Origin of the sequence: Salmonella sp. NW645, assembly GCF_051703725.1 — a bacterium.
Classification (GTDB): Bacteria; Pseudomonadota; Gammaproteobacteria; order Enterobacterales; family Enterobacteriaceae; genus Salmonella; species Salmonella enterica.
The window spans coordinates 213117-234030 of sequence record NZ_JAMMKR010000003.1 but is presented as its reverse complement, the minus strand read 5'-3'; the positions used below and the strand labels follow the sequence as shown (position 1 = coordinate 234030).

17 protein-coding genes and 1 other annotated feature are annotated in these 20914 nt (G+C 54.2%); of the genes, 11 read left to right on the top strand and 6 right to left on the bottom strand.

Going from position 1 to position 20914, the window contains the following annotated elements; all coding sequences use genetic code 11:
* Positions 1–83: 83 nt before the first annotated feature.
* Positions 84–3446: a mechanosensitive channel MscK gene (gene mscK / locus NA389_RS08310; RefSeq protein ID WP_000178238.1), complete on the top strand. Its 3363-nt coding sequence runs from the start codon at positions 84–86 to the stop codon at positions 3444–3446.
* A 41-nt stretch (positions 3447–3487) separates the two neighbouring features.
* Here mscK and NA389_RS08305 read toward each other — a convergent pair whose 3' ends face one another.
* The 3 genes from NA389_RS08305 to priC form a co-directional block, all read right to left on the bottom strand.
* Positions 3488–4411, bottom strand: coding sequence for an Rpn family recombination-promoting nuclease/putative transposase (locus NA389_RS08305; protein WP_000440514.1), 924 nt, complete (start codon positions 4409–4411; stop codon positions 3488–3490).
* 69 nt (positions 4412–4480) lie between these two features.
* Complete coding sequence (gene rsmS / locus NA389_RS08300; protein WP_000051161.1) at positions 4481–4648, bottom strand: pleiotropic regulatory protein RsmS; 168 nt, start codon at positions 4646–4648, stop codon at positions 4481–4483.
* Between the two features lie 13 nt (positions 4649–4661).
* Positions 4662–5189, bottom strand: coding sequence for a primosomal replication protein N'' (gene priC / locus NA389_RS08295; RefSeq protein ID WP_024134631.1), 528 nt, complete (start codon positions 5187–5189; stop codon positions 4662–4664).
* Positions 5190–5257: 68 nt separating this feature from the next.
* On the opposite strand from priC, the gene NA389_RS08290 reads away from it, so the two are divergent.
* From NA389_RS08290 to hemH, 8 genes are all read left to right on the top strand, one after another.
* Entirely contained in the window at positions 5258–5635 is a 378-nt protein-coding gene (locus NA389_RS08290) for a DUF454 family protein (RefSeq protein ID WP_001189860.1), read from the top strand.
* Positions 5636–5787: 152 nt separating this feature from the next.
* Positions 5788–6339, top strand: coding sequence for an adenine phosphoribosyltransferase (gene apt / locus NA389_RS08285; protein ID WP_000127350.1), 552 nt, complete (start codon positions 5788–5790; stop codon positions 6337–6339).
* Between the two features lie 113 nt (positions 6340–6452).
* Positions 6453–8381 carry a DNA polymerase III subunit gamma/tau gene (gene dnaX, locus NA389_RS08280; RefSeq protein ID WP_000121971.1) on the top strand — a complete coding sequence of 643 codons (1929 nt, stop codon included), beginning with the start codon at positions 6453–6455 and terminating at the stop codon, positions 8379–8381.
* Positions 7714–7778, top strand: a sequence feature (DnaX frameshifting element). Its footprint overlaps the gene before it by 65 nt.
* 45 nt (positions 8382–8426) lie before the next feature.
* Positions 8427–8756, top strand: coding sequence for a YbaB/EbfC family nucleoid-associated protein (locus tag NA389_RS08275; protein WP_000467098.1), 330 nt, complete (start codon positions 8427–8429; stop codon positions 8754–8756).
* Complete coding sequence (gene recR / locus NA389_RS08270; RefSeq protein ID WP_001195023.1) at positions 8756–9361, top strand: recombination mediator RecR; 606 nt, start codon at positions 8756–8758, stop codon at positions 9359–9361. The genes NA389_RS08275 and recR overlap by 1 nt, the downstream gene beginning before the upstream one ends.
* Positions 9362–9471: 110 nt before the next feature.
* Positions 9472–11346 carry a molecular chaperone HtpG gene (htpG, locus tag NA389_RS08265; protein WP_001523272.1) on the top strand — a complete coding sequence of 625 codons (1875 nt, stop codon included), beginning with the start codon at positions 9472–9474 and terminating at the stop codon, positions 11344–11346.
* Positions 11347–11645: 299 nt separating this feature from the next.
* Positions 11646–12290: an adenylate kinase gene (gene adk, locus NA389_RS08260; protein ID WP_001220237.1), complete on the top strand. Its 645-nt coding sequence runs from the start codon at positions 11646–11648 to the stop codon at positions 12288–12290.
* A 227-nt stretch (positions 12291–12517) separates the two neighbouring features.
* Positions 12518–13480: a ferrochelatase gene (gene hemH, locus NA389_RS08255; protein ID WP_001250078.1), complete on the top strand. Its 963-nt coding sequence runs from the start codon at positions 12518–12520 to the stop codon at positions 13478–13480.
* Here the strand turns inward: hemH and aes are convergent.
* Complete coding sequence (gene aes / locus NA389_RS08250) at positions 13477–14448, bottom strand: acetyl esterase (protein ID WP_000801783.1); 972 nt, start codon at positions 14446–14448, stop codon at positions 13477–13479. The two genes, hemH and aes, sit on opposite strands and share 4 nt — an antisense overlap.
* Positions 14449–14600: 152 nt before the next feature.
* Between aes and gsk the strand changes: the two genes are divergently transcribed.
* The gene (gene gsk / locus NA389_RS08245) at positions 14601–15905 is read left to right on the top strand and encodes an inosine/guanosine kinase (protein WP_000671592.1); all 1305 of its coding nucleotides are present in this window, start codon (positions 14601–14603) and stop codon (positions 15903–15905) included.
* Between the two features lie 48 nt (positions 15906–15953).
* Here gsk and ybaL read toward each other — a convergent pair whose 3' ends face one another.
* Together ybaL and NA389_RS08235 are read right to left on the bottom strand one after the other, a co-directional pair.
* On the bottom strand, positions 15954–17630 hold the full coding sequence (gene ybaL, locus NA389_RS08240) for a YbaL family putative K(+) efflux transporter (RefSeq protein ID WP_000546202.1): 1677 nt from the start codon (positions 17628–17630) through the stop codon (positions 15954–15956).
* Between the two features lie 214 nt (positions 17631–17844).
* Positions 17845–19065: an MFS transporter gene (locus tag NA389_RS08235; RefSeq protein WP_001251593.1), complete on the bottom strand. Its 1221-nt coding sequence runs from the start codon at positions 19063–19065 to the stop codon at positions 17845–17847.
* A 172-nt stretch (positions 19066–19237) separates the two neighbouring features.
* Between NA389_RS08235 and ushA the strand changes: the two genes are divergently transcribed.
* Positions 19238–20890 carry a bifunctional UDP-sugar hydrolase/5'-nucleotidase UshA gene (gene ushA / locus NA389_RS08230; protein ID WP_000670401.1) on the top strand — a complete coding sequence of 551 codons (1653 nt, stop codon included), beginning with the start codon at positions 19238–19240 and terminating at the stop codon, positions 20888–20890.
* The last annotated feature ends 24 nt before the right edge of the window (positions 20891–20914 follow it).

Sequence of the window (20914 nt, the reverse complement as noted above, 5' to 3'; positions counted from 1 at the left end):
TCGCTATTCTGTTTGTTACAGGCGTGATATTCTTGCGACTCAATTATTTCCGGTCTGCTTGCCGGTTCAGACACTTCATTCTCATGACTATGTTGCAGCTTTATAAACGTTCACAGCATTTTGTTTTTATTACAATTAGCGTCCTTATTATCCTGCTGTCCTGTCAGTCTCTGGCATTTGCCCGGGGGCAAACGAATGGCGACCTGCCGTCAAAAGCGGATGTGCAAAACCAGCTGGATACGCTGAATAAGCAAAAAGATCTCTCCGCCCAGGATAAGCTCGTCCAGCAAGACCTTATTGATACGTTAGCTACGCTGGAGAAAATCGAGCGGGTGAAAGAGGAGACCGTACAGCTACGGCAGAAGGTGGCGCAGGCGCCTGAAAAAATGCGCCAGGCGACGGCTGCGTTGAATGCGCTGAGCGATGTCGATAATGATGATGAAATGCGAAAAACGCTGAGTGCGCTTTCGTTACGTCAGCTTGAGCTGCGTGTGGCGCAGGTACTGGATGATTTGCAAAATTCGCAAAACGATCTTGCCGCTTATAACAGCCAGCTTGTTTCGCTACAGACCCAGCCTGAGCGCGTGCAAAACGCCATGTATACCGCCTCGCAGCAAATACAGCAAATCCGTAACCGTCTGGACGGCAATAACGTCGGGGAAGCCGCGCTTCGCCCCAGCCAACAGGTGTTATTACAGGCAAAACAGGCGCTGCTTAATGCGCAGATCGACCAGCAACGTAAGAGTCTTGAAGGGAATACCGTTTTGCAGGACACCCTGCAAAAACAGCGGGATTACGTGACGGCCAACAGTAATCGCCTTGAACATCAGCTTCAACTTTTACAGGAGGCGGTCAACAGTAAACGACTTACGCTAACGGAAAAAACGGCCCAGGAGGCCATTTCGCCGGACGAAACGGCGCGTATCCAGGCGAACCCACTGGTAAAACAGGAACTGGATATTAACCATCAACTCAGCCAGCGTCTGATTGTCGCGACCGAAAACGGCAATATGTTGATGCAGCAAAACATTAAAGTAAAAAACTGGCTCGATCGCGCGCTGCAGTCGGAAAGAAATATCAAAGAACAGATTGCCGTCTTAAAAGGCAGCCTGTTGCTGTCGCGTATTCTTTATCAACAGCAGCAAACCCTGCCCTCCGCCGACGAACTCGAAGATATGACCAACCGCATTGCGGATTTGCGTCTGGAGCAGTTTGAAATCAACCAGCAGCGTGATGCCTTATTCCAAAGCGATGCCTTTGTCGACAAGCTGGAGGAGGGGCATACCAGCGAGGTGAATGATGAAGTTCATGATGCGTTGCTTCAGGTGGTGGAGATGCGCCGTGAGCTATTGGATCAGCTAAATAAACAGTTGGGTAACCAGCTGATGATGGCGATTAACCTGCAAGTTAACCAGCAGCAGTTGATGAGCGTCTCGAAAAATCTGAAAGCCATTCTGACGCAGCAGATTTTTTGGGTGAACAGTAACCGCCCTATGGACTGGGACTGGCTTAAAGCGTTCCCCCAAACGTTAAAAGAGCAATTCAGCGCCATGAAAATCACGGTGAATTGGCAAAAAGCCTGGCCCGCGGTATTTATTGCTTTTTTGGCCGGGTTGCCGCTCTTGCTCATCGCCGGTTTAATCCGCTGGCGTCTGAAATGGTTAAAAGCGTATCAACAGAAGCTGGCCGCCGCCGTGGGATCGCTGCGTAACGATAGTCAGCTCAATACGCCAAAAGCTATTCTGATCGATCTGATCCGCGCGCTGCCGGTGTGCCTGATTATCCTCGCGCTTGGACTGATCTTGCTGACCATGCAGCTAAATATCAGCGATCTGCTCTGGGCCTTTAGTAAAAAGCTCGCGATGTTCTGGCTGGTCTTTGGACTGTGCTGGAAGGTGCTGGAAAAAGAGGGCGTGGCGATACGCCATTTTGGTATGCCGGCGCAGTTGACCAGCCACTGGCGTCGCCAGATTGTACGCATTAGCCTCGCATTGCTGCCGCTGCACTTTTGGTCTGTGGTGGCGGAGTTGTCGCCGCTGAATCTGATGGATGACGTGCTGGGGCAGGCGGTTATTTTCCTCAATCTGCTGGTCATAACATTGCTGGTGTGGCCACTGTGCCGGGAAAGCTGGCGCGATAAAGAATCTCACGGCATTCGACTGGTGACCGTGACGATTCTTTCCATCATTCCGGTGGCGTTAATGGTATTAACGGCGACCGGCTATTTCTATACCACCCTGCGCCTGGCGGGGCGCTGGATTGAAACCGTCTATCTGGTCATTATCTGGAACCTGCTTTATCAAACGGTGCTGCGCGGGTTAAGCGTAGCGGCACGCCGGATTGCCTGGCGACGCGCGCTGGCTCGTCGTCAGAACCTGGTAAAAGAGGGAGCGGAAGGCGCGGAGCCACAGGAGGAACCCGCCATCGCGCTGGAGCAAATTAACCAGCAAACATTACGTATCACGATGCTGCTAATGCTTGCCCTGTTCGGCGTTATGTTCTGGGCGATTTGGTCCGATTTGATCACCGTATTCAGCTATCTTGATAGCATCACGCTGTGGCACTACAACGGCTCCGAAGCTGGCGCTGCGGTGGTGAAAAGCGTGACGATGGGTAGCTTGCTATTCGCCATTATTGCCGCGATGGTGGCCTGGGCGCTCATTCGCAACTTACCCGGCCTGCTGGAAGTGCTGGTGCTTTCACGCCTCAATATGCGCCAGGGGGCTTCGTATGCGATCACCACGATCCTTAACTACGTCATTATCGCTGTTGGCGCGATGACAGTATTCGGATCGCTCGGCGTCTCGTGGGATAAACTCCAGTGGCTGGCGGCGGCGTTGTCGGTAGGTCTCGGTTTTGGGCTACAGGAGATCTTCGGTAACTTTGTCTCGGGTTTAATCATCCTCTTCGAACGTCCGGTACGCATTGGCGATACGGTAACGATCGGCACCTACTCCGGCACGGTCAGTAAGATTCGTATTCGCGCTACCACTATTACCGATTTTGATCGTAAAGAAGTGATCATTCCGAACAAAGCGTTCGTGACGGAGCGGCTGATTAACTGGTCCCTCTCCGATACCACGACCCGTCTGGTGATCCGGCTTGGCGTGGCTTATGGCTCGGATCTGGAGAAAGTGAAAAGAGTCCTGCTACAGGCGGCGATGGAGCATCCGAAGGTGATGCACGATCCGGAACCTGCCGTATTCTTCACCACCTTTGGCGCCAGCACTCTGGATCATGAACTGCGTTTATACGTGCGTGAATTGCGCGATCGTAGCCATACGGTGGATGAACTGAACCGCGCGATCGATCGACTGTGCCGTGAAAATGATATCAATATCGCCTTTAACCAGCTTGAGGTGCATCTGCATAACGCGAAGGGCGACGAAGTCACTGAAGTGAAGCGCGATCTCAACGGCGGCGATCTGGCGCCTACGGCAAGCTAAAAGGCGGTGGGCCGCGCGCTTTATGAGTGCGCGCGGCGCCGCTAATGCGAAAGCGTAGAAAGCTCTTCCGGCGTAATGCCGGTGACGCTGGCGATGAGCCCAGGTTCCAGCCCGTTGGCAAGCATTTTGCGGGCAATAGCGCGCGCTTCGGCCTCACGGCCTTGTGCTAACCCTTGCTCAAGGCCTTTTCGCAACCCTTCCGTTCGGCCTTTTTCTTCCAGCCATTCCGCTATTGTCATCAGTTGTTCCTTATACTGCGGCGCGCCCTGCGCCAGTTGACGAATCAGCGCCCTGGGTTCTGTGGCGTTTCCTGCTTTCAACATATAGTTGATCAGCACACTGAGCTGTGTGTCCGTCAAATGATCCTGCGTTAAAAGCGTGATAAGGGGGTCGAGCAGTTCGCTTAAATCGCGTTGACGAATATGTTTTTGCAGGAGCTCTAACATCGCTATCCGCCGATGCTGCAAAAGCTGATTATCCGGCATTATCGTCAGGTCGACCAGCGCAAATTCGCAGCTGTATAAGGCCTTCGCCATATCCGGTTTCACAAACATATTATGCCAGTTAAGGCTATAGGGCCACGGGCTTTCCGGACCGTGATAAAAGAGGATTGGTACCACCAGCGGCAAGGTATCATGACCGGCATCCAGATGACGCTGCATGGCGGCAATGGCGTAACGCATCAGGCGAAAAGCCATCAGCCGGTCTGATTTGCTCTGATGTTCAATGAGCGCGTAAACATACCCGGGGCCGTGTTGGGTATGCAGAGAGTAGAGGATATCTGAATAGCGGCTGCGTAAATTGTCTTCAACAAAACTCCCTGACTCCAGCTTCAGTGAATCCAGATCGCAGATTGCAAGAAAGTCTTCTGGCAAGTGGATAGCCAGAAAGTCGCGGGCGACCTCTTTTTGCATCAGCATCTGTCGAAATACCGCATCGTGCGGCGTGGTGGGGAGACGTTCCATGACCCGTCCCTTGTTGCCTGACTGTAGCGACCACTCTGTCAGCGACAACGAGGACAAACCAGAGGGCAATTACTCTGTTTGCGAGTCGTCTTCCGTACTTTTTAACTTGTTTTCATAATCACGCATAACTATTTCCAGCGCGCGTAGCACCGTTCGTGCCGGTAAGCGATTCTCTTCAAGCAGCACAATTAAATCCACGGCCAGTTTGACTTCATCAGGGGCATTTTCAAGCGACATACTTTCTCCAGGATTAACGGGTTAAACGCGCCAGTACGTTTTCTATTTTCTCCAGCGCATGTCGGCAGCGCGCCAGCCGTCCTTCATAGATCTCGACTTCCTTTTGCAGCGTTTGTTGTTCGACAAGGCTGGTCGCCTGCGCCAGACGAATTTTGCGCTCCTGTGTCATCGCCAGTAGTCGACGTTCAAACTCCTGATGCTGTATTCGTCTGCGCTGCCAACGGCCAAGCCCTGGCGCGGCGGTGTCCCACTGGCGCAGCGACCAGGCGGCGGTTTCACGCGATATCGCCTCCAGTTGCGAAGCCAGATGTTCCGCCAGCCAGGCGACTTGCGGCAGTTGCTCATGTTTTACCGCCTGACGCAACGTGGCGAGATTGGCGTCAGCCTCTTCCAGATATCCCTGCAACAGAGTACTGCGGGTACGGAAAAGATGTCGGTCAAAGCGCGCGCTTAACGTCGCATGTTGCGCCAGCGGCGCGCAGCGTTGGCGTAGCGTCGCCAGCCTCTCTTCCAGCGTCTGTAACAGCATAGCGGTTTTCAATTCAACACCCCGATGAAAATAAGACAGGCTGTGCTACAGTAGCCTTCTGTTTGATAACGATTCGCATTATGCAACGTACTATTTTAATCATCATTGGCTGGCTGGCGGTAGTATTAGGGACATTGGGCGTGGTTTTGCCCCTGTTGCCGACTACGCCGTTCATTTTACTGGCGGCCTGGTGTTTCGCCCGCTCGTCGCCGCGTTTCCATGCCTGGTTGTTATACCGTTCATGGTTTGGCGGTTATCTGCGCCACTGGCAGCGCTATCGGGCCATGCCGCCGGGAGCGAAACCGCGAGCGATCGCGTTGATATTGCTGACCTTTGGTATATCGCTGTGGCTGGTGAATATGATGTGGGTGCGGGTGCTGCTGTTGGTTATTTTGGCCTGTCTGCTGATTTTTATGTGGCGGATACCGGTGATTGATGAAAAGCAACAAAAGCGCTGAAGCACACGAATCGCTGTTGCAATTGTCGTTCACAGCCAGTAAATTCGACCGTTTTCGAGCACAGGCGCAGGCGGTCAAAGAGTAACCGAGCGTTACCCCTGACCGAAAAGTATTGCGCCGTGAGTAACACCGTACTTAGCAGGCATATATCCATGACCGCGACTGCACAGCAGCTTGAGTTTCTCAAAAACAGCATCAAAAGCATTCAGGATTACCCGAAACCGGGCATTCTTTTCCGTGATGTCACCAGCTTACTGGAAGACCCGAAAGCCTACGCGCTCAGTATTGAACTGTTGGTTGAGCGTTATAAAAATGCGGGTATCACCAAAGTGGTCGGCACCGAAGCGCGTGGCTTCCTGTTTGGCGCGCCGGTTGCGCTTGGGCTGGGCGTTGGTTTTGTTCCGGTACGTAAACCGCGCAAATTACCGCGTGAAACTATTGCCGAGACCTATGAATTAGAGTACGGCACCGATCAGCTGGAAATCCATGTCGACGCGATTAAACCTGGCGACAACGTGCTGGTCGTGGATGATCTGCTGGCGACTGGCGGCACCATTGAGGCGACCGTGAAGCTGATCCGTCGTCTGGGCGGGAAAGTCACCGATGCGGCGTTCATCATCAATTTGTTCGATCTGGGCGGCGAGCAGCGTCTGGAAAAGCAGGGGATTACCTGTTATAGCCTGGTGCCGTTTCCAGGGCATTGATTCAGGCTATCCGCACTGCTATTTTAGCCAGAGAGACAACCTCGCTGTATCGGCGAGGTTGTGTTAGCATTACCCTTCTATGAATCCACCTTCCAGCGTTTCAGAGCCTGCCAATGAGTTATCAGGTCTTAGCCAGAAAATGGCGCCCACAAACCTTTGCTGACGTCGTCGGCCAGGAACATGTGCTGACCGCACTGGCGAACGGCTTGTCGTTAGGGCGCATTCATCACGCATATCTTTTTTCCGGCACGCGCGGCGTCGGTAAAACCTCTATCGCCCGACTGCTGGCGAAGGGGCTGAACTGCGAAACCGGTATTACCGCGACGCCGTGCGGCGTTTGCGATAATTGTCGGGAAATTGAGCAGGGGCGTTTTGTCGATCTCATTGAGATTGACGCCGCATCGCGTACCAAAGTCGAAGACACCCGCGACCTGCTGGATAACGTCCAGTACGCGCCTGCGCGCGGTCGCTTTAAAGTCTATCTGATCGATGAAGTCCACATGCTGTCGCGCCACAGCTTTAATGCGTTACTTAAAACGCTTGAAGAGCCGCCAGCGCATGTGAAATTTTTACTGGCGACCACCGATCCGCAGAAGCTGCCGGTGACCATTTTGTCGCGCTGCCTACAGTTTCATCTCAAAGCTCTGGATGTTGAACAGATTCGCCATCAGCTTGAGCATATTCTCAATGAGGAACATATCGCTCACGAACCCCGCGCGTTGCAGTTGTTATCACGTGCGGCTGACGGCAGCCTGCGCGATGCATTAAGTCTGACTGACCAGGCGATCGCCAGCGGCGACGGGCAGGTTTCGACGCAGGCGGTAAGCGCCATGCTCGGTACGCTGGACGACGACCAGGCTTTGTCATTAGTCGAGGCAGTGGTTGACGCTAACGGCGAACGCGTCATGTCGCTTATCAACGAGGCGGCGGCGCGCGGTATTGAATGGGAAGCGCTGCTGGTCGAAATGCTTAGCCTGCTGCACCGTATTGCGATGGTGCAACTTTCGCCTGCCGCGTTAGGCAGCGATATGGCGGCTATCGAGCAACGGATGCGCGAACTTGCCCGGACGGTGCCTCCCGGCGATCTTCAGCTCTATTATCAGACGTTGTTGATTGGTCGCAAAGAATTGCCCTGGGCGCCGGACCGGCGGATGGGCGTTGAAATGACGTTACTGCGTGCGCTGGCGTTTCACCCGCGTATGCCCTTGCCGGAGCCTGAAACGCCGCGGCAGTCTTTTGCGCCCGTGGCCCCAACGGCGGTAATGACGCCGCCACAGGTGCAGCAGCAGTCGGCGCCCGCGCCGCAGACATCGCCAGCGCCGCTGCCGGCGTCTACCAGTCAGGTGCTGGCGGCGCGCAATCAGCTACAGCGCGCGCAGGGAGTAACCAAAACAAAAAAGAGTGAACCGGCAGCCGCATCCCGCGCGCGGCCGGTGAATAACTCTGCGCTGGAGCGGCTGGCCTCGGTTTCGGAGCGCGTACAGGCGCGCCCGGCGCCGTCTGCGCTGGAAACGGCGCCAGTAAAGAAAGAGGCTTATCGCTGGAAGGCCACCACGCCGGTAGTACAAACCAAAGAAGTGGTGGCTACGCCAAAAGCGCTTAAGAAAGCTCTGGAGCATGAAAAAACGCCGGAGCTGGCGGCTAAACTGGCGGCGGAAGCGATTGAGCGCGATCCGTGGGCGGCGCAGGTAAGCCAGCTTTCTTTGCCTAAGCTGGTGGAGCAGGTGGCGCTCAATGCCTGGAAGGAGCAGAACGGCAACGCGGTTTGTCTGCATCTGCGCTCGACGCAGCGGCACCTCAATTCCAGCGGCGCGCAGCAAAAGCTGGCGCAAGCGCTCAGCGATCTGACGGGAGAGACGGTTGAACTGACCATCGTTGAAGATGATAATCCCGCGGTGCGTACGCCGCTGGAATGGCGTCAGGCTATTTATGAAGAGAAACTCGCGCAAGCGCGTGAGTCAATTATCGCGGATAATAACATTCAGACGCTGCGTCGATTCTTCGACGCCGAGCTGGATGAAGAGAGTATCCGCCCCATTTGATCGTAAGCCTGGCTTGCGATTGTGAACCATCAAGAGAGAGAGCTTATGTTTGGAAAAGGCGGTCTGGGCAATCTGATGAAACAGGCCCAGCAGATGCAGGAAAAAATGCAGAAAATGCAGGAAGAGATTGCGCAGCTGGAAGTGACCGGCGAATCCGGCGCGGGTCTGGTGAAGGTTACCATCAACGGCGCGCATAACTGCCGCCGCGTGGAAATTGACCCAAGCCTGCTGGAAGATGACAAAGAGATGCTGGAAGATCTGGTCGCTGCGGCCTTCAACGATGCGGCGCGCCGCATTGAAGAGACGCAAAAAGAGAAGATGGCTTCCGTCTCTTCCGGTATGCAACTGCCGCCAGGCTTTAAGATGCCATTCTGATGCAAACCAGTCCGCTGTTAACTCAGCTTATGGAAGCGTTGCGCTGCCTTCCGGGCGTCGGCCCTAAGTCGGCGCAGCGGATGGCGTTTACCCTGTTGCAGCGCGATCGCAGCGGCGGAATGCGCCTGGCGCAGGCGCTGACCCGGGCGATGTCGGAAATCGGCCACTGCGCCGACTGCCGCACCTTTACCGAGCAGGATGTTTGTAATATCTGCTCGAACCCGCGGCGTCAGGAAAACGGCCAGATTTGCGTGGTGGAGAGTCCTGCGGATATCTACGCCATTGAGCAGACCGGGCAATTTTCCGGGCGGTATTTCGTGCTGATGGGCCACCTGTCGCCGCTGGACGGCATCGGGCCGGATGATATCGGTCTCGATCGTCTGGAACAGCGGCTGGCGTCAGAAAAAATCAGTGAGCTGATCCTCGCGACCAACCCGACGGTTGAAGGGGAGGCTACCGCGAACTATATTGCCGAGCTGTGCGCGGAGGCCGGCGTCGAAGCCAGCCGTATCGCCCACGGCGTGCCGGTTGGCGGCGAACTGGAGATGGTCGACGGTACGACGCTGTCCCACTCGCTGGCGGGACGCCATAAGATTATTTTCTGAACAAACGGAGGCGGCATTCGCGGCCTCCGCTTGAAATCACACCCGCTTGTCCCCATCTCACCCTCAACGTATTTTTACCATTAAAAATGGCATTGTTGAGGTCTATCCACATGAAAGGACAAGAAACGCGTGGTTTTCAGTCAGAAGTTAAACAGCTTCTGCACCTGATGATCCATTCTCTTTATTCCAATAAAGAAATCTTCCTGCGTGAACTCATCTCTAACGCCTCAGATGCGGCGGATAAGCTGCGTTTCCGCGCTCTGTCAAACCCGGACCTGTATGAAGGAGATGGCGAGCTGCGTGTGCGCGTCTCTTTCGATAAAGATAAGCGTACGTTGACCATTGCCGATAACGGCGTGGGGATGAATCGTGATGAGGTGATTGACCACTTAGGCACCATTGCCAAGTCCGGCACCAAATCTTTCCTCGAATCAATGGGGTCCGATCAGGCGAAAGATAGCCAGCTCATCGGTCAGTTTGGCGTAGGCTTCTATTCCGCGTTTATTGTGGCCGATAAAGTGACCGTACGTACTCGTGCGGCAGGCGACAAGCCGGAAAATGGCGTGTTCTGGGAATCGGCAGGCGAAGGCGAATACACCGTTGCCGATATCACCAAAAATGACCGTGGTACGGAAATCACCTTACACCTGCGTGAAGGCGAAGATGAATTCCTCGATGACTGGCGCGTACGCTCGATTATCAGTAAATATTCCGATCACATCGCATTGCCGGTAGAGATTGAAAAACGGGAAGAAAAAGACGGCGAAACCGTGATTTCCTGGGAGAAAATCAACAAGGCCCAGGCGCTGTGGACCCGTAACAAGTCGGAAATTAAAGACGACGAGTACAACGAGTTTTACAAGCACATCGCGCATGATTTCACCGATCCGCTGACCTGGAGCCACAACCGCGTGGAAGGTAAGCAGGAGTACACTAGCCTGCTGTATATCCCGTCGCAGGCGCCGTGGGATCTGTGGAACCGCGATCACAAACATGGTCTGAAGCTGTACGTACAGCGCGTGTTCATTATGGACGATGCCGAGCAGTTCATGCCGAACTATCTGCGCTTCGTGCGCGGCCTGATTGATTCTAACGACCTGCCGTTGAACGTCTCCCGTGAAATCCTGCAGGACAGCACGGTAACGCGTAATCTGCGCAGCGCCCTGACCAAACGCGTTCTGCAAATGCTGGAAAAACTGGCGAAAGACGACGCGGAAAAATATCAAACCTTCTGGAAACAGTTCGGTCTGGTGCTGAAAGAAGGCCCGGCGGAAGATCACGCCAACCAGGAAGCGATCGCCAAACTGTTGCGCTTTGCCTCCACCCATACCGACTCTTCCGCCCAGACTGTGTCGCTGGAAGATTACGTCTCCCGGATGAAAGAAGGGCAGGAAAAAATCTACTACATCACCGCAGACAGCTATGCGGCGGCGAAAAACAGCCCGCACCTGGAGCTGCTGCGTAAGAAAGGCATCGAAGTGCTGCTGCTCTCCGATCGCATCGACGAGTGGATGATGAACTACCTGACCGAGTTTGACGGTAAAGCATTCCAGTCGGTCGCTAAAGCCGATGAGTCCATCGAAAAACTGGCGGATGAAGTCGACGAAAACGCGAAAGAAGCGGAAAAGGCGCTTGAGCCGTTCGTGGAGCGTGTCAAAACCCTGCTGGGCGATCGCGTGAAAGAGGTGCGTCTGACGCACCGTTTAACCGACACGCCGGCGATTGTCACCACCGATGCGGATGAAATGAGCACCCAGATGGCGAAACTGTTCGCCGCGGCCGGTCAGTCCGTGCCGGAAGTGAAATACATCTTTGAGCTCAACCCGGATCATGTGCTGGTCAAACGCACTGCCGATACCGAGGATGAAGCGCAGTTTAAAGAGTGGGTCGAGCTGCTGCTGGATCAGGCGCTGTTCGCTGAACGCGGTACGCTGGAAGATCCGAACCAGTTTATCCGCCGTATGAACCAGTTGCTGGTGTCCTGATAACGCTCATCTGATTGCCGGATAGCGACGCGAAACGTCTTATCCGGCCTACGGGCGAGTACTGTTTTGTGACTGCCGGATGGCGACGCGAAGCGTCTTATCCGGCCTACGGACGAGTACTGTTTGTAGGCCGGATAAGCGCCAGCGCCATCCGGCATTTTTTATAATACCTTCTCTTTTCTGGATTTCTCTTCGTTAACCGTTTCAGCATCAGGCGGCTTCCTTGAGCGAAATGCGTGATGGTGGTATCGTTTAGCGCTTTTTAAAAAATATCGACAACCTTTGAGGGGATTTTCGTAATGCGTATTATTCTGCTTGGCGCTCCGGGCGCGGGTAAAGGAACTCAGGCTCAGTTCATCATGGAGAAATATGGTATTCCGCAAATCTCCACTGGCGATATGCTGCGCGCCGCAGTGAAATCAGGCTCCGAGTTGGGCAAACAGGCGAAAGATATCATGGACGCCGGTAAACTGGTGACCGATGAACTGGTGATTGCGCTGGTTAAAGAGCGTATCGCCCAGGAAGACTGCCGTAACGGTTTTCTGCTGGACGGTTTCCCGCGCACGATCCCGCAGGCTGACGCGATGAAAGAAGCGGGTATTGTCGTGGATTACGTGCTGGAATTCGACGTACCGGACGAACTGATCGTTGACCGTATTGTGGGTCGTCGCGTACACGCCGCCTCTGGCCGCGTTTACCACGTAAAGTTTAATCCGCCGAAAGTGGAAGGCAAAGATGACGTCACCGGCGAAGATCTGACCACCCGTAAAGACGATCAGGAAGAGACCGTTCGCAAACGTCTGGTGGAATATCATCAGATGACCGCGCCGCTGATTGGCTACTACCAGAAAGAAGCGGAAGCGGGCAACACCAAATACGCTAAAGTTGATGGTACGCAGGCCGTTGCCGACGTGCGCGCAGCGCTGGAAAAAATCCTCGGTTAATTTTTTCGCGTAGTGAACCGCTTATCAGGCCTGCCATTATCCCGCAGGCCTGATAAGCGTAACGCCATCAGGCAATCGGTGCCGGATGCGGCCTGAACGCCTTATCCGGCCTACTGGTATCGTTAGCGCCATTCGGCAAATTCTCGTCTTACCTCTCGCAGCAATTAGTTCTTCTTTATCACTTTTCCGCTACAATTATCAACAATTTGAATAGATAAGAGGCGGCAATGCGTCAGACGAAAACCGGTATCCTGCTGGCTAACCTTGGCACGCCAGATGCCCCAACTCCCGAAGCGGTAAAGCGCTACCTGAAACAATTTTTAAGCGACAGACGCGTGGTGGATACTCCTCGTCTGCTGTGGTGGCCGCTGCTGCGTGGCGTTATTTTACCGCTGCGTTCGCCGCGCGTCGCGAAACTCTATCAATCTATCTGGATGGATGGCGGTTCGCCGCTCATGGTATATAGCCGCGAACAGCAACAGGCGCTGGCCGCGCGGTTGCCAGACACGCCCGTCGCGCTGGGGATGAGCTACGGCTCGCCCTCGCTGGAAAGCGCTGTCGATGAACTGTTAGCAAGCGACGTCGACCATATCGTCGTGCTGCCGTTGTACCCGCAATACTCTTGCTCAACGGTGGGCGCAGTCTGGGACGAACTGGGGCGGATACTGGCGCGTAAACGTCGTATTCCCGGTATCTCATTTATTCGCGATTACGCGGATGACGGCGCTTATATCGATGCGCTGGCGAAAAGCGCGCGTGAGTCGTTCGCCAGACACGGCGAGCCGGATGTGCTTCTGCTCTCCTATCACGGCATTCCACAACGTTATGCGGATGAAGGCGATGACTACCCGCAGCGCTGTCGCGATACCACGCGCGAACTGGTTTCCGCATTGGGACTGCCGCCGGAAAAGGTAATGATGACGTTCCAGTCACGCTTTGGCCGTGAACCGTGGCTGACGCCGTACACCGATGAAACGCTAAAAATGTTGGGTGAAAAGGGGACTGGTCATATTCAGGTTATGTGTCCGGGATTTGCCGCGGATTGTCTGGAGACGCTGGAAGAGATAGCGGAACAGAACCGCGAGATTTTCCTTGAAGCGGGCGGTAAAAAATATGCGTACATTCCGGCGCTGAACGCGACGCCGGAACATATTGATATGATGCTGAAACTCACGGCACCGTACCGTTAACGCGGCGTCTTCATCCTCGCCATAAAGAAGCGTGCGCCGTCCTGCAAGGCATCGTCGGCGATTGTCATCATTCGCGAATAGTGCAGAAAGGCGTGCAGCGTGCCGGGATACATTTTGTATTCGCAGGGCTGCTGGTGCGCCTGTAATGTCTGGTGCAGCAAGCGGCTGTCATCAATGAGCGGATCAAACTCCGCGCTGGCAATAAAGCAGGGCGGCACATCGTGCGTGAGATCGTTATTAAACAGACAATACCAGGGCGATTCCCGATCTTCATCGTTACGCAGATAGGCCTTTTCGTACGTGTCCAGATCTTCACGCGTCAGGCCGTCCCACGCGCCGCCGAACAGACGGCGGCTTACCGAGTCCTGCAACCCATACAGCCCATACCACAATAGAATCGCGATAACGTTACCGCAGCGAATGTGCTTATCACGTAACCAGAGCGCGCTGGCAAGCGCCAGCATGGCGCCTGCGGAATCCCCGGCGAAACCGATTTTCTCTACGTTGAGCGAGTATTCATCGGCATGTTGAGAGAAGTAGCTGCATACCGCGACGGTTTCTTCAATGGCCTGCGGATAACGCGCTTGCGGCGACAGCGAATAATCAATACCGATCACGGTGCAGCCGGTATAACGCGCCAGCAGACGCATTATCCGGTCATGCGTATCCAGGTTACCGAGGATAAATCCGCCGCCGTGCAGATAGTATAAGGTGGCCTGGCTGGTCGGCTGCGGCGAGTAGAGCCGAGTTGTTACATCGCCATAAGGCGTAGGGACGACGCAGGTGCGGGTGGTCATGGACGGCGCGTCGGCATTCCAGAAACGGCGCTCAAGAAGATAATACTGACGCTGGGTCTCAATATCGCCATCGGCAGGCCAGGGAGGAAGGTCTGGTTGCTGGAAGTTTACGACGGCTGTCATTTCGTCTGACAGTCGGGTGAGTACGGGAATTTTATTTTCCGGCTTCATAAAACGCTCCTTGTGAAAGTGAACCATTGTAAAAAACGCGGCTGGAGAAACTGCGATCTCGTCGTCCGATATTGAAACGCCATCGTCCGTCGCGCGCAGCAGGGGGAATGTGCTACCATGCAGCGCTCCGTTATTCATCCGTAAGCACAATCATGAAATTTCCCGGTAAACGTAAATCCAAACACTATTTTCCCGTCAATGCGCGTGACCCGTTGTTGCAACAAATTCAGCCAGAACAGGAAACTAACGCCTCCTGGGTCGTCGGTATCGACCAGACGTTGGTGGATATTGAGGCGAAAGTGGATGATGATTTTATTACACGCTATGGATTAAGCGCCGGGCATTCTCTGGTGATAGAAGACGAGGTGGCGGAGAAGCTGTATCAGGAACTGACGCGGGAAAATCTGATCACCCATCAGTTTGCTGGCGGTACCATAGGCAATACGATGCATAATTACTCGGTACTGGCGGATGACCGTTCGGTGTTACTGGGCGTGATGTGCAGCAACATTGAGATTGGCAGCTACGCTTATCGTTACCTGTGTAATACTTCCAGCCGTACCGACCTGAATTATCTGCAAGCGGTAGATGGCCCGATTGGCCGCTGTTTCACGCTGATTGGCGAATCCGGCGAGCGTACCTTCGCTATCAGCCCCGGCCATATGAATCAGTTACGGGCGGAAAGTATTCCGGAAGCGGTGATCGCTGGCGCTTCCGCGCTGGTGTTGACCTCATATCTGGTGCGCTGTAAGCCTGGCGAACCGATGCCTGACGCGACGATGAAAGCGATCGAATACGCGAAAAAGCATAACGTGCCGGTTGTCATGACGCTGGGCACCAAATTTGTGATCGCCGATAATCCGCAGTGGTGGCAGGCGTTTCTCAAAGAGAATGTCTCGATTCTGGCAATGAATGAAGAAGAAGCGGAAGCGCTGACCGGCGAAAACGACCCGCTGCTGGCGGCGGATAAGGCGCTGGACTGGGTCGACCTGGTGTTATGCACCGCCGGACCGATAGGGTTATATATGGCAGGCTTCACCGAAGAGGAAGCAAAACGTAAAACCCAGCATCCGCTGCTGCCGGGGGCTATTGCTGAATTTAACCAGTATGAATTTAGCCGGGCAATGCGCCATAAAGATTGTATTAATCCGCTGCGCGTTTATTCGCATATTGCGCCGTATATGGGCGGGCCGGAAAAAATCATGAACACCAACGGCGCGGGCGATGGCGCGCTGGCGGCGCTGCTGCACGATATTACGGCGAACAGTTACCATCGTAGCAACGTACCGAACTCCAGTAAGCACAAATTCACCTGGCTGACCTATTCGTCGCTGGCGCAGGTGTGTAAATATGCTAACCGTGTCAGTTATCAGGTACTGAACCAGCACTCTCCGCGTCTGACACGCGGGCTGCCGGAGCGTGAGGACAGCCTGGAAGAGTCATACTGGGATCGCTAATCTGGCTTGCCCGATGGCGCTGCGCGCATCGGGCCGTCCGGCAAACCCTTAACTGGCGACGACTTCACCCGCGGGCGGCGTTTCAAGCAGTTCCAGCATCGCCCGGGCAATTTCTCGCTCGCCCATCACTACCTGATTAGCTCCCCGCTCGGTAATATATTTCACTTCATCATCATAGTGCGCGCGGGCGATTATCTCGATATCAGGACTTTTTTCCCGCGCTGAGGCGACAATCTCACCGGCTTCGTAACCGTTGGGGATGGTCAACAACAGCCAGCGGGCGCAGTCCAGATGCGCCAGATTCATGATTTCTTCGTTAGCGGCGTTGCCCAGCACGGCGCGAATCCCGCGTTCGCGCAGTTCATCCACGCGGGTACGGGACGTTTCGATAACCACCAGCGGAATCCCCGCCGCCAGTAGTTTTTCTCCCAGCAGACTGCCTACGCGGCCAAAACCCACCAGCAGGGCATGATTACAGATATCCACCGGAATTTGCTTCTCTTCTTCGATAGCCTCTTCCAGAGTTTGCTCTTCCAGCGTTTCGGTTTTCGCCAGATACTTCTCCAGCAGGGTAAACAGTACGGGATTAAGCATAATCGACAAAATAGCGCCAGCCAGCACCAGGTTCTGTCCCGCTTGCGGCAGCAGGTTAAGCGCCATGCCGAGTCCGGCGAGAATAAAGGCGAACTCGCCGATTTGCGCCAGGCTGGCGGCAATGGTCAGCGCGGTTCGCGGCGAGTGGCCGAACATACGCACCAGGAAAAACGCAGCGATCGATTTACCAAAGACGATAATGGCAAGCGTCGCCAACACCGCCAGCGGCTGTTGGATCAAGACTAACGGATCGAACAACATGCCGACGGAAACAAAAAACAGGACGGCAAAGGCGTCGCGCAGCGGCAACGTATCGTGCGCCGCCCGGTGACTCAGTTCCGACTCATTAAGCACCATTCCAGCGAAGAACGCGCCCAGCGCAAAAGAGACGTCAAACAGTTCTACCGCGCCAAACGCAATGCCTAACGCCAGCGCCAGTACGGAAAGGGTAAATAATTCGCGCGAGCCGGTGGCGGCGCTGCGGGCCATAATCCACGGCACCAGGCGGCGTCCGACCAGCATCATGATGGCGATAAACGCCACCACTTTACCAATGGTTATCCCCATATCGACTGCCAGCGAGGCTATGCCGACATCGCCTTTTTCCACCATGCCGGCAACGGCGGGCAGCAAGACCAGCGTCAGCACCATCACCAGATCTTCGACAATCAGCCAGCCGATGGCGATTTGCCCGCGCTGGCTATCAAGGAGTTGTCGCTCCTCAAGCGCGCGCAGCAGGACGACGGTACTGGCGGTAGACAGACAGAGCCCAAAAACGATGCCGGTCATTAATGACCATCCCAGCACGGCGGAAAGCGCCATACCCAGCAGCGTCGCCACCGCTATCTGAGCGACAGCGCCGGGAATGGCGATAGACTTTACCGCCATCAAATCCTTCAGCGAAAAATGCAGCCCGACGCCGAACATCAATAGAATCACGCCGAGCTCCGCCAGCTCCGGCGCCAGTTTGGTATCCGCAACAAAACCAGGGGTAAAAGGTCCCGCCAGAACGCCCGCTAACAGATATCCCACCAGTGGAGAAATACGCAATTTGTTGGCAATCATGCCGAGAATAAAAGCGAGCACAAGGCCGCCGACAATGGTGGTGATAAGCGGGGTAGCGTGATGCATTCCGTCTCCTTTGGTTGCTGGACTCCAAAACTCCGGGTAATAGTTTATGACAATTTCAATCAGGATGTTTATAAAAAATGGTTGTGTTTTATAAAAAGATACGATCTGAAGGCAAAAAGAGCACGGAACGTAAAAGTGATAAGTATGGGATGGACAAAGCAAGATGGCATCAGGATGTACAGGCGGTTAAAGCGTACCTTTAACCGCCATAAAATCACGCTTTATGTCGATTATCAGGTAAGAATATGGTCAGTATCCCCAGAAGCGGCAGGAAAGCACAGATTTTATAAACTAAATAGATACTGGTATGGTCGGCAATCAGCCCCAACACCGCTGCGCCCAGGCCTCCCATTCCGAAGGCAAACCCGAAAAACAGGCCGGAAACCATACCGATGCGTCCTGGCAGCAGCTCCTGGGCATACACCAGAATGGCGGAAAACGCCGACGCGAGAATAAAGCCGATAATCACCGTTAAAATCCCCGTCCAGTACAGCGTGGCGTAGGGTAAAACAAGGGTAAACGGCGCGACGCCGAGAATAGAGCCCCAAATCACATATTTTCTGCCGATTTTATCGCCCACCGGCCCGCCGATTACCGTCCCGGCAGCCACCGCAAACAGGAAGGCAAACAGATGGAGCTGCGCGTTTTGTATTGATAATCCGAATTTTTGCATCAGATAAAAGGTGTAGTAGCTACTGATGCTCGCCATATAAAAATATTTCGAGAAAATGAGTAGCAATAATACGCTGACCGCCAGCACGACTTTATTGCGCGGCAGCGGGTTAGCGATTATCGCTTTTGGCTTGCCTTTCGCTATCCGGTGCTGGGCTGCATACCAGCGGCTGATCTGCGCCAGCACCACGATCGCCAGCAGCGCGGCCAGCACAAACCAGGCGACATTCCCTTTGCCATAGGGCGCGATAATCACGGCGGCCAGCAGCGGGCCCAATGAACTGCCGAAGTTACCTCCGACCTGGAAGATAGACTGCGCCAGACCATGACGTCCGCCGGAGGCCATGCGCGCCACGCGGGACGATTCCGGGTGAAAAACGGACGAGCCGGTACCCACCAGCGCCGCAGCGAGCAATACGCCGCCAAAACTTCCCGCCATTGCCAGCAGTACCAACCCGCTCAGGGTAAAACACATGCCGACAGGCAGCGACCACGGCATGGGATATTTATCCGTCCAGTAGCCGACGACCGGTTGCAGTAGCGATGAGGCGAGCTGGAACGTCAGGGTGATCAAACCTATCTGGACGAAAGTCAGTGAGAACTCCGCCTGCAACAGGGGATAAATGGCTAAGATTAGCGACTGAATCATATCGTTCAGCAGATGGGAAAGACTGATCGCGCCCAAAATACCAAACGAAGTACGTGCTTTAGCGGCCGCTGCGGGCGCGCCGGCTAACGGCTGGGTTGGTTCACTCATGGCCATAGAAAGTCACTTAAATTTTATGCGATGTTGGAGATAGTAGGATGTGTAATTATTACTTGCCTAACATACCTGTGAAATGTGTTTGAAGGAAGTCTCAATTCTGAAAACATATTTGTCTATTATTGCAAGGAAAGGTAATTTCTGCGGTTGATATTGAGTCAGGGAGAGAAAGATGAAATTTTTGAAACGGGGTGTGGCGCTAGCGTTACTGGCGGCGTTCGCGCTGACGACTCAGCCTGCACAGGCTTACGAAAAAGATAAAACCTATAAAATTACTATCCTGCATACCAACGATCACCACGGTCACTTCTGGCGCAGCGAATATGGCGAATATGGTCTGGCAGCGCAAAAAACGCTGGTGGACAGTATCCGTAAAGAGGTGGCGCAAGAGGGGGGAAGCGTCCTGTTGTTATCCGGCGGCGACATTAATACCGGGGTGCCGGAATCCGATCTCCAGGATGCGGAGCCCGATTTCCGCGGGATGAATCTGATTGGCTACGACGCTATGGCCGTCGGTAATCATGAATTTGATAACCCGCTCACCGTATTGCGCCAGCAGGAAAAGTGGGCGAAGTTTCCCTTTCTTTCCGCCAATATTTATCAAAAAAGTACCGGCGAGCGTCTGTTTAAGCCGTGGGCTATTTTTACACGCCAGGATATAAAAATCGCGGTAATTGGCTTAACCACCGATGACACGGCGAAAATAGGCAACCCGGAATATTTCACCGATATTGAGTTTCGTAAACCTGCTGAAGAAGCAAACGTGGTGATTCAGGAACTTAATATGAATGAAAAACCGGACGTGATTATCGCGACCACGCATATGGGACATTATGACAACGGCGATCACGGTTCGAATGCGCCGGGCGACGTCGAGATGGCGCGTAGCCTGCCTGCCGGTTCGCTGGCGATGATTGTGGGCGGTCACTCACAAGACCCGGTATGCATGGCGTCGGAAAATAAAAAACAGGTGAATTACGTACCGGGAACGCCCTGCGCGCCGGATAAGCAAAATGGTATCTGGATCGTGCAGGCGCATGAGTGGGGTAAATATGTGGGCCGCGCGGATTTCGAATTCCGTAACGGCGAGATGAAAATGGTTAACTACCAGCTTATTCCGGTAAATCTCAAGAAAAAAGTGACCTGGGATAACGGGAAAAGCGAGCGTGTACTTTACACGCCGGAAATCGCCGAAAATCCGCAAATGCTCTCGTTATTAACGCCGTTCCAGAATAAAGGTAAAGCGCAACTGGAGGTGAAAATTGGTAGCGTGAATGGCCTTCTTGAAGGCGATCGCAGTAAGGTCAGATTTGTCCAGACCAATATGGGACGGGTGATTCTGGCTGCGCAGATCGCGCGCACCGGCGCCGATTTTGGCGTGATGAGCGGCGGCGGTATTCGCGACTCGATTGAGGCGGGAGATATTACCTATAAAAGCGTGCTCAAGGTACAGCCGTTCGGCAACATTGTGGTGTATGCCGATATGAGCGGCAAAGAGGTGGTTGATTATCTCACCGCCGTAGCGCAGATGAAACCGGACTCCGGCGCTTATCCACAGTTCGCCAATGTGAGCTTTGTCGCCAAAGCGGGCAAGCTCACCGATCTGAAAATCAAAGGCGAGCCTGTTGATCCGGCCAAAACCTATCGCATGGCGACGCTGAGTTTCAACGCCACGGGCGGCGATGGTTATCCGCGCATCGATAACAAACCGGGATACGTGAATACCGGGTTTATTGACGCGGAAGTGCTGAAAGAGTTTATTCAGCAAAATTCACCGCTGGATGCGGCGGCGTTTACGCCAAAGGGTGAGGTGAGCTGGCTGTAGCGGTACGGATAGCCATTTCTGCCT